A 13,026-nucleotide genomic window follows, 5' to 3' on the forward strand; every position below is an offset into this window, starting at 1 on the left:
GGACGCGAGGGTGACGTCATACCGAATCGGTGGGGGATTCCGTCGTGAGTTGCGGCTCGAACGACGAGGAGCTGGTTCCGGACCGGGCCCGCCGGGGACGGTCGCAGCGGGCAGTACGCAGTACGTTCCAGCGACAATTCCGGGATAACGCGTTGCGAGCGACGAACGAACCACGCCGGTTCGTAGTCCGTTCCGAAAGTCCAAACACGCCGAAGCGGACGGTGGGGAGGCAGTTTGTAGTACGGAAGTTACCACGGAGTAGCAGATCGCTACCGTCGAGAGACGAGCGCGGTCATCCCGGCCGTTGTTGGATGGGGACGCCTTCGGCGCGGTTGGAGTCGTCGGGAGACCGCGGGTGGACGGCCGACCGTCGTAAGCCCGTGCTGAAACCCAGACGTCGACGACGGCCGGCGGTCGTCGCCGGACGATACCGTAGCCATACTATAAGGTATCATTTCGTTACCGTAGCGGTATCGCACGAAAAAGTCAGGTGGTTTTAATATCGTGCTTCATAATAGTGTGTCTGTCACGTGGACAACACCAATGCTGGACGACCAATCGAAGAGCTTCCGACGGAACAAAAGCTGACTGCGGAAAGCCGGAACGATCCGATCGTATGCAACAGATTACCACGAATCGCGGGGTAGAGTGCCGCGGGCACTCGACGGTAAAGGGGTGGATAGCGACCGGATCGGCCCCCGGTGGATGGTCAGCCTCACGGCGCTGCGTCCGGCGTGCCGAGACACAGACGGCCCAAGTCGGCCGCATCCTACCTCGGGAGCCACGGGTGCACACCGAGGAACTCGGATGGGCCACGCACGAGTCGACGGATGAGAACCGGGACGCAAGAGGGAACGGCGGCGACCCTCGGCTGCGTCCCGCAGTCGAACTGCCGCTCGACGTCCCGCCTCGCGGAAGCTCTGCGGTGCGTTCTACAGTCGCCCCCAAAGTGACGAGTGATGAGCCATGAGCGTGTCAACACAACAATCGGGAGAGAAGTCCGGCAGCGAAGCGGAAACGACAGACCAATCGGAGGCGGGCAATCGCGTCGAATCGGCGGAGCCGTCACTGGACGTGATCTTCGACGTGCTCAGAAACCGCCGACGGCGACTCGTGATGCAGGCCCTCGAGGAACGCGACGGGGAGACCACGCTGAGCGACCTCGCAGAGCACATCGGGGGGATCGAGAACGACAAACCGCCGGAAGCGCTCAACGCCCAGGAACGAAAGCGCGTGTACGTCGGCCTGTATCAGTGCCACCTACCGAAGATGCACGACGCCGGCGCGATAGAGTTCGACAAAGACCGCGGGACGGTCAAGCGCGGCGCGATCACTGACGAGTATCACAAGTACCTCGAGCGGGAGGTAGACGGCGGGTCTCGGTGGCCGAAGTACTACGGCGGCGTCGCCGCCGGCGCGTGTCTGCTCTACGTCGGTGCCGTAACAGCTGTCGGCCCACAGCCGATCGTTGCGATCACCTCGCTCGTTCTCGTCGGCGCGCTGTCGGCGTACCACTGGAGACGCGAATCGCCCTGAGTCGCGAGCGGGCGGTCGATACCGCGGTTCGATAGTTACTCACTAGCAACGTGGCTCGCCGATACGGCCCATTTTCGTCGATATCTGCTCGTCGTGTCAGCAAGGGGACAGCGACCTCCTAACCGGCGGTAACGTCGAGTGTCTCATCATAACAAAGCCCAGCGCTCCAGTCGGATACAGCCACCCGCTTCGATGCGATTCCGAGCGGTTCACTGAACCTATGGTCCCACAACGAAGATCCGAGAGTCCACGGACGAGTCACCGAAAAACCGACGAGAGAGCGAGGCCCTGAGAATGTGCGGAATCATCGTACGCGCCGGTGTCGGCGACGCCCTCGGGGAGCTTTTGACCGGCCTCGAGAACCTCGAGTACCGCGGCTACGACTCCGCCGGCGTGGCGCTCCGCCGAAGCGACGGCGAGATCGCAGTGTGCAAGCGCGAAGGCGAGACCGAGGCGCTCCGGAGCGACCTCGACGCCGACCGACTGAGCGGGGCCGTGGGGATCGGCCACACTCGGTGGAGCACCCACGGCGCTCCCTCGGATGCGAACGCCCACCCGCACACCGACGGGGAGAACCGCGTCGCGGTCGTCCACAACGGAATCATCCGAAATCACGAGACGCTGCGTGCAGAGCTCCGCGACCGAGGCCACGAGTTCACGAGCGAGACCGACACGGAGGTCATCCCCCATCTGGTCGCCGACGCCCTCGATGCCGGTCGCGATCCGTCGGCCGCGTTCCGATCGGCAGTCGATCGCCTGGAGGGAAGCTACGCGATCGCGATAGTCGTCGAGGACAGCGACGAGGTGTACGCGACGCGTCGCGGTTCACCGCTGGTCCTGGGACTCGGAGAGACCGCGAACTACCTCGCGAGCGACGTGCCCGCGTTCCTCGAGTTCACCGACCGAGTCGTGTATCTCGAAGACGGCGACGTCGTCGTCGTCGACGCCGACGGGTACCAGATCAGCGACGTGGCCGGCGATCCGATCGAGCGCCCGGTCGAGACCGTCGACTGGAACGCCGGAGACGCCAGAAAGGGCGTTTACAACCACTTCATGCGGAAGGAGATCGACGAGCAACCGGTATCGCTGCGACAGACCGTCGACGGGCGGATCGAGAACGGGCGGAGCGTCCTCTCGGAGTTCCCGCCCGGGTCGCTCTCGGACGTCGACGAGGTGATATTCGTGGCCTGTGGCACCTCCTATCACGCCGGGATGTACGGCTGCACGCTGCTGCGACGGAGAGGAATTCCGGCGACAGCGGTCCCCGCGAACGAGTTCGCGCACGAGCCGATGCCTCTCAGCGACCGGACGCTCGTGATCGCGGTGACGCAGAGCGGCGAGACCGCCGACACGTTGGCGTCGTTGCGGGCGGCCGAGGAGTCCCCGGCGCGCACCCTCGCGGTGACGAACGTCGTCGGATCGACCGCCGCACGCGAGGCCGACGACGCTCTGTTCATCCGCGCGGGCCCCGAGATCGGCGTCGCCGCCACGAAGACCTTCTCCTCGCAGGTCGCCGCCATCGCGCTCTTGGCGGATCAGCTCGAAGCCAGCGGTGCGGGTCGGCCCGACCGCCGAGCGGATCCAGCACAGAGCAACGACAGAGACAGTCACGACGCCAGTGCAGACACCGAGGGGAGCATTTCGGAACTCGACACGTTACCGGACCTCGTCGAGACCGTCGTCAACGACGGCGGTGCGGCGCGGTTGGCCACACAGTACTCGGAGGCGGACTCGTACTTCTTCATCGGGCGGGGCGTCGGGTACCCGGTGGCGTTGGAAGGCGCGCTGAAGTTCAAGGAGATCACCTACGAGCACGCCGAGGGGTTCGCCGCCGGGGAGCTGAAACACGGCCCGCTCGCGCTCGTGACGCCCGCGACCGTCGTCGTCGCGGTGTTCACGGGTCGGAACGACGACCGGACGCTGCACAACATCCGCGAAGCCCAGAGCCGCGGCGCACCAGTCATCGGAATCGGCCCCGATTCCGCGCGGGCCGCCCGTGAGACGGTCGACGAGTACCTGTCGTATCCCGCAGTCGATCCCGACTTCGCCGGGATCCTCGCGAACGTCCACCTGCAGTTACTCGCCTATCACGCCGCAGAGATCCGCGACCGGGCGATCGACAAACCGCGAAACCTCGCGAAAAGCGTCACCGTGGAGTGAGCGTCTACCGGGACGACGAAAAAATAGAACCGCATCGCACCACCTCGCCCGCCGAGAGCTACGGAGTGCTGCCCGTCGGCCACCGGATCCCCGCATCGGCTTCTTCCTCTTCGGCCCCTGTTCGATTCGCCGCCTTCCCGACCGCCAGTTCGGTCCGGGTGAGACAGTTGAGACAGCCGTGAACCGTGTTGTCGAAGCCGAACACGCGAACGAACTGTTTGCTGACCGCCGCGCCGCACCGTTCACACTGCCGGTTCGTGTCCATCGTGTACCTTCGGTCTGGCATACACGCTCCGATTGCGGAATACAGTCTTGGTAATGCGGACGGTACTGAGACGCCCGCGGGTTTTCCCGACGGTACCGATCGAACCGTCCCGGCGTGACTCGACAGAAGCCCGCAGAGTGCGCCGCATCGGCGTGTCGAGAAGTGACACGGTCAGCAGCCGAACGGTAGGTCGCGACAACCACCGTCTAACGGGACGATAACGAAGGTGTTGCACCGCGTCACACAACGTGCCCGGAGCACCCGACGGTCACCCCCCACCCCCCTTCACTGGCCCCCACACGATGCGTCGGGTCCACGGGCAATTTTTCACCGCCCTCCCTACGCTGGCGTGTCGCGTAGAGAGGCCCGCCTACAGTACTGGCCAACGAGCTGTGTGACGAAGACTCGTCGAAGCGTCGGTCCCGATCTCGAGGCGACGAGCGTCTCGACGCTCACCGGCCCGTTCTCGATATGTGGCAATCACGCCGTCGTTCCTGTGGCGCCAGCGGTACAGGGAACTGACAATTGGAAGGCAGTTCCGTGAGACAGAAAGTGTTGATATTTAAATATAAATAGACAAGATATGAAAATTTTATTTTATAAATTTAGAGTTTAGGCGTACTAGTTTCTTCAAACAGTATTACTACTAGTACTACAGTAATTAGTTCTGAGTATTTATATTAAATACAATATTTGTTATATTTCTATCGGCCTATCTGTGTCCGTTTGCACAGGATCGACTAGCAGAACGAACGCCGAAACATCCCACTCGGGGCGGCGGTGATACGAGAGAATTTCTAACACGTGTACGTCCGTTACTTTTTCTTGGCTACACGACGGTCAGCTGAACGTCGGGAACTCGTCGTCGGTCTCCTCCATATTGATGTTCACCTCGATGACGTTCGCGGTGTTGACGACCTCCTCGATCAACTGCTCGTGGTACTCCGATCGCTTCATCCGACGGACGGGACCGGACACGCTGATCGAACCGAGAACGCGTCCGTGACGGTTCGTCACCGGCGCGCCGATGGCCTGGAGGCCGGTGATCTCCTCTTCGTCGTTGAGCGAGTACCCGCGTTCACGTATCGTTTCGAGTTCCTCGAAGAGGTCCTCGCGGTCGGTGATCGTCGATTCGGTCTTCGACGGGAGGCCGTACCTGTCGACGATCCACTCGACGCGCTCCCGCGGGAGGTGTGCGAGGATCGCCTTGCCCGTCGCCGAGAAGTGAAGGTAATCGGCGCGCTGGAGTTTGTTCACCTGGTAGTCGCTGCCGACCGCCTTCTCGCCGCTCACTTTGTAGAGGTTGACACCCAGGCCGTGCTGTTCGGTGGCGAGGTGAGCGAACTCGCCCGTCTTCTCGGCGAGGTCTTCGAGTTCTGACTTCCCGATTCGATAGAGCGTGTTCTGATATCGGACGTACTCGCCGACCAGCAGGAACTGCAACGACAGGCGGTACGTGTCGCCCTCTTTGACCACGAACTTCTCCGAACGGAGCGTGCTGAGGTAGTTGTACACGACGCTCTTCGAGAGGTCGAGATACTCTGACAACTCCGTCACGCCAGCGCCGTCTAACTCTTCGAGGGCGCGCACGAGGTCGAACGCGCGCGACACCGTCTTCAGGGTCCGCGGCGAACCGGTCGGCCGTTCTCCGTCATACCTCCGCTTACGTCCCCACCAGTATAGGTGTTTGTATTTCACAAACCATCGAGTTCGGATTGCTCTCTAAAACCATCTAAAAGGGCTCTAAAGAGCGATCTAGCTAATCCAATCATTCCCTAATGCACGAATAGCACCGGTAGCGGCGCTCTATCTGGATCGACAAGTTGTGTTCACATACTACAAAATTTATCGACTCGATCCATCGAACTGGTCGCAAAAAATGCGAGGGGTACGGGTGACCGGGAGAGGAAATACAGCGGCGGAAGTCAGGAGCAGATCACTACGGAGCAACTGACGCGGTCAAATGGATGCGGGCGACGCTACGCTGAGGCCAGACGCCCGAGCGCACCAGCGAGCACTCGGGTCGCGTCCGCGCAGTCCTCCCAGTCGGTCCACTCCAGCGGATTGTGGGAAATCCCGTCACGCGAGGGTGCAAAGAGCAGGGCCGCGTCGGTCACGTCGGCGACGTGCATCGTGTCGTGGCCGGCCCCGGAGTGGAGATCGATCGTATCGAGGTCCGCGGACTCTCCGGCCGCGTGCAGCGCCTCGCGACACCGGTCGCTCATCTCGATCGGCCGTCGGTCCCACGGGTGTTCCAGCGACGTGGTGACCGCTCTGTCGGTCTCGATTCGGTCGAGACTCGCTCGTGCGGCGTCGATCACGTGCGTGATAGAGTCGTACTCGACGTCGCGAACGTCGAGCGTGAGCGAGACCTCGCCCGGAATCACGTTGGGCGCGTTCGGTGAGACGTCGAGTTTTCCGACGGTGGCGACGACCGACTCCGAGTCGCCCCGCCGCTCGTTGGTCGCGCGTTCGACGTCAAGGACGAACTCGCTGGCGGCCGCCAGTGCGTCCGAGCGCTCGTCCATCAGCGTCGATCCGGCGTGGTCGGCCTCCCCTGAGACGTCGATCAGGCACCGCGAGAGCCCGACGATGCTCGTTACGACCCCGGCGGCCGCGCCCGCGTCCGTCAGTCGCTCGGCCTGTTCGACGTGGAGTTCGACCCACGCGTCCCATCCGGCCGCGTCGAGTCGACCCTCGCCGCGGTGCCCGATGTCTGCGAGGGCGTCACCCAGCGGAACGCCGTCGGCGTCCTCGAGGTCGAGAGCCTCGTCGACGGCCATCGCGCCCGTAGCGACCGCCGATCCGATCAGTCCACCGCCGAATCGCTGCCCCTCCTCCTCGGTAAAACAGACGACCTCGACGGGTCGCTCGGGTTCGAGGCCCGCGTCCTGCATCGCCCGGACGCTCTCCAGCCCCGCGTAGACGCCCAGGGGACCGTCGAAAATCCCGCCCTCGGGGACGGAGTCGAGGTGGCTGCCGGTGGCGACTGGGGCCGCCTCCGGGTCGGCACTCTCCGGTACCCAGCGGCCCGCGATGTTGCCGACCTCGTCGATCTCGATCGAGAGACCGGCGTCGCGGAGTCGTTCACAAAAGAATTCCCTGGCCCGCCGGTCGGCTTCACTGCCGGTGAGAACCGTCCGTCCGCGGCCCTCGTCAGTGGGGATGGCCCCGAACTCCGCGTTGGACTCGATGTCACTGCGGAGTCGTTGCTGGTTGATCTGCATAGCGCGTACCTCCCGAATCTACCTTCTCGTATTTTATACTATCGTCTATCGGGGGATCTGCGGACACCTAGTTGTCCGCTGTTCCAGAATATTTATATACTATTGTGCTCTCTGACGACCATATGCAAGAGAATGGCAAGGAGGTAGAGTCGACTACGGACAGCGGTAGCCGGACGGGACGGCTCGGTCGACGGACGTTCCTCGGAACCGCGGCTGCCACGGGCGCAGCGGCGTTGGCCGGATGTACCGGCGGTTCCGGCGACGGAAGTGGGGACGGTGACGGCAGCGGGGACGGCGGTTCGGGAACCGGGACGGAGTCCTCCGGAAGCCCGAAGCAGGGTGGAACGCTGAACTGGGGCGGAGCCGTCCCGGTGCAGGGTCTCGACCCACACATCGACACGTCCGCGGCCTCGAAGCGAGTCCTCGAGAACATCTACGAGGAGGTCGTCGCGCTGCAGGACGACTACTCGATCGAACCCCACCTCGCGGAGTCGATGGAGCAATCGGAGGACAACACGCTCCTGACGTTCAAGCTCCGAGAGGGCGTCACGTTCCACAACGGCAAGGAGATGACCTCCGAGGACGTTCTCGCGACGTACGAGCGCGTCCAGAACGGCGATTACCTCGCGACGGGCTTTTTCGACCACGTCGAGGAGCTCCGCGCGCCCGACGACTACACGTTCGAGATCCAGCTCACTGAACCGTTCGCGCCCTTCCTCGCGAAGATGGCGACGGCCGAACTCTCGGTGATGCCCGCCGAGAAGGCCGAGCAGGATATGGTCGAAGAGCCGATCGGGACGGGCCCCTACAAGTTCGAGAGTCGGGAGATCGAGACCTCGTTCACGATGGTCCGCAACGAGGACTACTGGGGGGCGTCCGACGAGGACGGCCCGTTCATCGACACCATCGTCAAGAGCGAAGTGCCGGACTCGAGCGTCCGCCTCCAGTCGTTCCAGGCCGGCGAGTACGACTTCATCAACGGCGTCGCGCCGAAGGACGCCTCGACGGTCGAACAGAACCCCGACGCGAGGTTCGAGACGCAGTTCCCCAAGTCGCTCGTCTACCTCGGACTGAACTGCGACCGCGAGCCGTTCGACAACAAGGACGCGCGCCTCGCGCTCGATTACGCGATCGACAAGGAAAAGGTCGCCGAGGCGGCGCTGTACGGGACCGGCCAGACGACCGCGTCCCCGGCAGCGCCCGACAGCCCGTGGGTCCACCCCGATCTCGGCCCCCGCGAGCGCGACCTCGACAAGGTGCAGGAGCACCTCGAGGCCGCCGGGATGCCCGACGGCTACTCCGCGACGTTCAAGATCCCGCAGTCGTACCCGACGCAGGTGCAGGCCGCGGAGGTCATCGCCGACGACGCCGCGGAGGCGGGCATCGATCTGGAGATCCAACAGATCACCTGGAACTCGTGGCTCTCAGACGTCTTCACCGATCAGAACTTCCAGGCGACGACGAGTTCCTACCTCGCGCTGTGGTACCCGGACGTGTCCTTCTACAAGTTCCTCCACCCCGACGGGGCGTTCTTCTTCACCAACTGGGTCAACGAGGACTACAACGAACTCGTCGAGGAGGCCCGAACGCTGTACGACGAGGACCAGCGGGCCGAACTGTACCACCAGGCGACGGAGATCCTCCACGAGGAGCGCGCGGGCCACCTCTTCCTGTGGTGGCAGCCCAGCCTGTACGCCGCCGCACCGGCGTACAAGGGTGACATCGGCGCGCCGGACGGTTCGACGCTCCAGTTCGCCGACAACTGGCTCGACAGGTAACTCATCGAAAGCCATCGATGTACAATTACGTCATCCGACGCGTCGGGTTCATGGCGGTGACGCTGTTCTTAGTGACGCTCATCGCGTTCGCCGTCACGAACATCCTCCCCGGTAACGTCGCGCTCGTGATACTGGGACCGAACGCCACGGAGGAGTCGCTCGCGGCGCTGCAGGCGCAGTTGGGGCTCAACCGACCGCTGTACGTCCAGTACTTCGATTGGGTACTCGGTCTCCTGCAGGGAGACATGGGCCAGTCGCTCCGGTTCGGCGAACCCGTCGCCGCGCTCATCGCCGAGCGGCTTCCACGGTCGCTGCTGCTGGCGGTGACGGCGACGCTCATCGCGGTCGCGCTCTCGATCCCACTCGGCGTGTACGCCGCCGTCAATCAGAACGAAGCGCCCGACCTGACGGCGTCGATGTTCGCCTTCGTCGGCATCTCGATGCCGATATTCCTGTGGGGGCTGGTGTTCATCTTGATATTCGCCGTCTGGTTCAACCTCTTCCCGACCGGCGGCTACGTGTCACCGACCGAGGACCTCGTCGGATCGTTGCACCGACTGGTCCTCCCGGCAAGCGCGATGGGATTCGCGCTGACCGCCTACATCATGCGGATGACGCGGTCGTCGATGCTGGAGGTGCTGAGCGCCGAGTACATCAAACTCGCGCGTGCGAAGGGGATGAGCCAGCGAGTCGTCGTCCTTCGGCACGCGCTGAAGAACGCGGTGATCCCGGTCATCACGGTCATCGCGTTCCAGTTCAGCTACGCCTTCGGCGGCGTCGTCGTGCTCGAAGAGGTGTTCTTCTGGCCCGGCATCGGCCGCCTGACGCTGACGGCCATTCAGAGCCGCGACATCCCGCTCATTCAGGGCTGCATCATCGTCGTCGCACTGATCTACATGATATCGAACTTCGCCGCGGACCTGCTGTACGCGTACTTCGATCCGCGGATCCGGTACGGAGGTGAGGAGTAATGGCAGTCGAACAACACCGCGAGGAGGCCGACGGCGACGACGGGTTCCTCTCGGAATCACAGAAGGAGCGGCTCGGGAGCTTCGCGCGGAAGTTCCGGTCGAACACGAAGGCGATGGTCGGGTTGTTCATCGTGGTCTCGCTGATCCTCGTCGCCGTGTTCGCCCCGTTCATCGCGCCGTACGAGATGAACGAGACGAACATCGAGGACCGCACGGAAGCGCCGTCGGTCGAACACCCGTTCGGCACCGACGACCTCGGTCGGGACATCTTCAGCCGCGTCGTCCTCGGCAGCCGGATCTCGCTGTACGTCGGCTTCGGCGCGATCTCCGGCGCGCTGCTCGTCGGGGCCGTCGTCGGCGTCGTCTCGGGGTACGCCGGCGGGCTGACAGACGAGATCATAATGCGGGTGATGGACGCCGCGATGGCGTTCCCGCCGGTCCTGTTGGCCCTGACACTACTCGTCGTGTTGGGGCCGGAGCTGGTGAACGTGGTCATCGCGCTCGCGTTCGTGTACACGCCGTACATCGCACGCGTGTCGAGGAGCGCGGCGCTCGCCGAGCGCAACGAGGCCTACGTAGAATCGGCGGTCGCACGCGGCGAGAGCGACACCCGAATCGTCTTCAGCGAGGTGTTCCCGAACTGTATGGCACCCATCCTGGTCCAGGGCTCGCTCAACGTCTCCTTCGCGATCCTCGCGGAGGCGAGCCTCTCCTTCCTCGGCCTCGGCGCACAGCCCCCGCGCCCGTCGTGGGGATTGATGATCAACACGGGACGAGGGTTCATGGAGACCGCGCCGTGGATGCTGCTGTTCCCGGCGCTGGCGATCGGTATCGCCGTCGTCGGCTTCAACATGCTCGGTGACGGCCTCCGCGACGTCCTCGATCCGAAGGTGGAGGCGATAGAATGAGCGCACAGCGAGCCGAGAACGCGGAGCACGCCGACGGCGTCGAGGGACCCACTGATTCAGAGGCACCTCTCCTCGACGTGCGGGGGCTCCGCACCGAGTTCCGAACCGAGGGCGACCCGGTCGTCGCCTCCAACGGCGTGTCGTTCTCGCTGGACCGCGGCGAGACGATGGGCCTCGTCGGCGAGTCCGGCGCGGGGAAGTCGGTCACCGCGCGGTCGATCATGCGGTTGATCGACACGCCCGGGGAGATCACGGGCGGCGAGGTCGTCTTCGACGGCGAGGACCTCCTCGAAAAGAGCGAAAAGCAGATGCGGGACATCCGCGGGAACCGAATCGCGATGATCCCGCAGGACCCGATGTCCTCGCTGAATCCCGTGATGACGGTGGGCGAGCAGATCATCGAGACGATCCGCCGTCACCAAGACGTCTCGAAGTCCGAGGCGCGAGAGCTCGCGATCGAATCGATGGACGACGTCGGGATCCCCGACGCCGCCGAACGCATCGACGACTACCCGCACGAGTTCTCCGGCGGGATGCGCCAGCGCGTCCTCGTCGCCATAGGGTTCTCGTGTGAACCCGACCTGATCATCGCCGACGAGCCGACCACCGCGCTCGACGTCACGACGCAGGCGAAGATCCTCGACCTGCTCAACGAGATGCAGGAGCGGGAGAACACGGCCGTGCTGATGATCACGCACAACCTCGGCGTCGTCGCGCAGACCTGCGACCACGTCGGCGTGATGTACGCCGGGAACCTCGTCGAGACCGCCGAACTCGAAGATCTCTTCGAGCGGCCGCGACACCCCTACACGCGGGCGCTGATCGATTCGATCCCGGAGGTCGACAGCGAGTACGACGAACTGCCGACGCTCGACGGGGCGATGCCCGACCTCTCGGACCTCCCGAGCGGGTGCAACTTCGCGCCGCGGTGCCCGCACGCGACGGAAGCGTGTCGCACCGGCGGCGACCCCGCTCTCGAAAGCGTCGGAGACAGCACCTCGCGAGCGGCGTGCATCCACGCCGAAGACCTGGATCTCTCAGAGAGCACTGCAGTCGAAGCGGGCAGCGGACGCCGAGAGATCGACCGCTCCGGCGAGCCGCTCTTCGAGGTCCGCAACCTGAAGAAGTACTTCAGCGCCGGCGACGGCGTGTTGGGGAACGTGCGGCTCTCGTGGGACGGCGGCGGCCTCCCGTCGGTGGAACGACGGTACGTCAAGGCCGTCGACGACGTGAGTTTCGACATCTACCCCGGGGAGACCGTCGGGTTGGTCGGCGAGTCGGGCTGCGGGAAGTCGACCGTCGCCCGAACCGTGCTGCGGCTGTTGGAACCGACAGACGGCGAAGTGTACTTCGAGGGCGAACCGATCCACGACCTCGGATCCGGGGCGATCCGGAGCCTCCGGCGGGAGATGCAGATCATCTTCCAGGACCCGCACAGCTCGCTCAACCCGCGAAAGCCCGTCGGTCGCATCATCGGCCGCGCGATGGAGCGACACGACATCGCGACCGGCGAGGAGAAGCGCGAGCGCGTGGGTGAACTGTTAGAGCGCGTCGGTCTCTCCGCGGAGGCCGCGAGCAAGTATCCCCACGAGTTCTCCGGCGGCCAACAGCAGCGCGTCGCCATCGCGCACGCGCTGGCCGTCGAGCCGAAGCTCATCGTCTGCGACGAGCCGGTCTCGGCGCTCGACGTGAGCGTACAGGCACAGATCCTCAACCTGCTCAACGAGATCCAAGCCGAGACCGACATCTCCTATCTGTTCATCTCCCACAACATCGGCGTCGTCCGGCACATCTGCGACCGCGTGGCCGTGATGTACCTCGGCAAGATTGCGGAGTTCGGACGCATCGGCGACGTCTTCTCCGCGCCGTTCCACCCCTACACGGAGAGTCTGCTCTCTGCGGTGCCGCACGCGAACCCGAACCGGAAGACCGATCGGATCCTCCTCGAGGGCAGCGTCCCGAGTCCGATCGATCCGCCCTCTGGCTGTCCGTTCCAGACGCGCTGTCCGAAGAAGATCGGCGAGGTCTGCGAAACGGACGTGCCGGAACTGGAGGACGTCGGCGACGACGATCACCGGATATCCTGTCACCTCTCGATCGAGGAGATGAGCGAGCGCGACTCGTTCATCCGCGCTGAGCGGCAAAGCGCGGAGACTGTCGAGTCCGACTGAATCGCCGGCG

9 protein-coding genes are annotated in these 13,026 nt (G+C 64.2%); 6 read left to right on the forward strand and 3 right to left on the reverse strand.

Features of this window, described 5'->3' with window-relative positions; translation table 11 throughout:
• Nucleotides 1-966 precede the first annotated feature (966 nt).
• Both ACP99_RS07255 and glmS read left to right on the forward strand, forming a co-directional pair.
• Complete coding sequence (locus ACP99_RS07255; protein WP_049985956.1) at nucleotides 967-1,536, forward strand: DUF7344 domain-containing protein; 570 nt, start codon at nucleotides 967-969, stop codon at nucleotides 1,534-1,536.
• A 294-nt stretch (nucleotides 1,537-1,830) separates the two neighbouring features.
• Nucleotides 1,831-3,696, forward strand: a complete 1,866-nt coding sequence (glmS, locus tag ACP99_RS07260; protein WP_049985957.1) for a glutamine--fructose-6-phosphate transaminase (isomerizing) — start codon at nucleotides 1,831-1,833, stop codon at nucleotides 3,694-3,696.
• A 58-nt stretch (nucleotides 3,697-3,754) separates the two neighbouring features.
• On the opposite strand, the gene ACP99_RS07265 is transcribed toward glmS, so the two are convergent.
• The 3 genes from ACP99_RS07265 to ACP99_RS07275 all read right to left on the reverse strand — a co-directional run bounded on the left by ACP99_RS07265 (nucleotide 3,755) and on the right by ACP99_RS07275 (nucleotide 7,188).
• Entirely contained in the window at nucleotides 3,755-3,982 is a 228-nt protein-coding gene (locus ACP99_RS07265) for a DUF7563 family protein (protein ID WP_197052376.1), read from the reverse strand.
• Between the two features lie 819 nt (nucleotides 3,983-4,801).
• Nucleotides 4,802-5,581: an IclR family transcriptional regulator gene (locus ACP99_RS07270; protein ID WP_049986187.1), complete on the reverse strand. Its 780-nt coding sequence runs from the start codon at nucleotides 5,579-5,581 to the stop codon at nucleotides 4,802-4,804.
• A gap of 359 nt (nucleotides 5,582-5,940) precedes the next feature.
• Complete coding sequence (locus tag ACP99_RS07275) at nucleotides 5,941-7,188, reverse strand: Zn-dependent hydrolase (protein WP_049985959.1); 1,248 nt, start codon at nucleotides 7,186-7,188, stop codon at nucleotides 5,941-5,943.
• 122 nt (nucleotides 7,189-7,310) lie between these two features.
• On the opposite strand from ACP99_RS07275, the gene ACP99_RS07280 reads away from it, so the two are divergent.
• Genes ACP99_RS07280 through ACP99_RS07295 form a run of 4 tightly spaced genes read left to right on the forward strand, consistent with a single transcriptional unit; the run spans nucleotide 7,311 to nucleotide 13,016 of the window.
• Nucleotides 7,311-8,966, forward strand: coding sequence for an ABC transporter substrate-binding protein (locus tag ACP99_RS07280; RefSeq protein ID WP_049985960.1), 1,656 nt, complete (start codon nucleotides 7,311-7,313; stop codon nucleotides 8,964-8,966).
• Between the two features lie 17 nt (nucleotides 8,967-8,983).
• Entirely contained in the window at nucleotides 8,984-9,937 is a 954-nt protein-coding gene (locus tag ACP99_RS07285; protein WP_049985961.1) for an ABC transporter permease, read from the forward strand.
• Nucleotides 9,937-10,845, forward strand: a complete 909-nt coding sequence (locus tag ACP99_RS07290) for an ABC transporter permease (protein ID WP_049985962.1) — start codon at nucleotides 9,937-9,939, stop codon at nucleotides 10,843-10,845. The genes ACP99_RS07285 and ACP99_RS07290 overlap by 1 nt, the downstream gene beginning before the upstream one ends.
• Nucleotides 10,842-13,016: a dipeptide ABC transporter ATP-binding protein gene (locus ACP99_RS07295; RefSeq protein ID WP_049985963.1), complete on the forward strand. Its 2,175-nt coding sequence runs from the start codon at nucleotides 10,842-10,844 to the stop codon at nucleotides 13,014-13,016. The genes ACP99_RS07290 and ACP99_RS07295 overlap by 4 nt, the downstream gene beginning before the upstream one ends.
• Nucleotides 13,017-13,026 lie beyond the last annotated feature (10 nt).

Source organism: Halobellus rufus, assembly GCF_000739575.1.
Lineage (GTDB): Archaea > Halobacteriota > Halobacteria > Halobacteriales > Haloferacaceae > Haloquadratum > Haloquadratum rufum.

What these genes read in the sequence shown, in the direction of transcription:
- ACP99_RS07295 (WP_049985963.1), top strand. Translation starts at nt 10,842, where the DNA reads ATGAGCGCACAGCGAGCCGAGAACGCGGAGCACGCCGACGGCGTCGAG.
- glmS (WP_049985957.1), top strand. Translation starts at nt 1,831, where the DNA reads ATGTGCGGAATCATCGTACGCGCCGGTGTCGGCGACGCCCTCGGGGAG.
- ACP99_RS07285 (WP_049985961.1), top strand. Translation starts at nt 8,984, where the DNA reads ATGTACAATTACGTCATCCGACGCGTCGGGTTCATGGCGGTGACGCTG.
- ACP99_RS07275 (WP_049985959.1), bottom strand. Translation starts at nt 7,188, where the DNA reads ATGCAGATCAACCAGCAACGACTCCGCAGTGACATCGAGTCCAACGCG.
- ACP99_RS07290 (WP_049985962.1), top strand. Translation starts at nt 9,937, where the DNA reads ATGGCAGTCGAACAACACCGCGAGGAGGCCGACGGCGACGACGGGTTC.
- ACP99_RS07255 (WP_049985956.1), top strand. Translation starts at nt 967, where the DNA reads ATGAGCGTGTCAACACAACAATCGGGAGAGAAGTCCGGCAGCGAAGCG.
- ACP99_RS07280 (WP_049985960.1), top strand. Translation starts at nt 7,311, where the DNA reads ATGCAAGAGAATGGCAAGGAGGTAGAGTCGACTACGGACAGCGGTAGC.
- ACP99_RS07265 (WP_197052376.1), bottom strand. Translation starts at nt 3,982, where the DNA reads ATGCCAGACCGAAGGTACACGATGGACACGAACCGGCAGTGTGAACGG.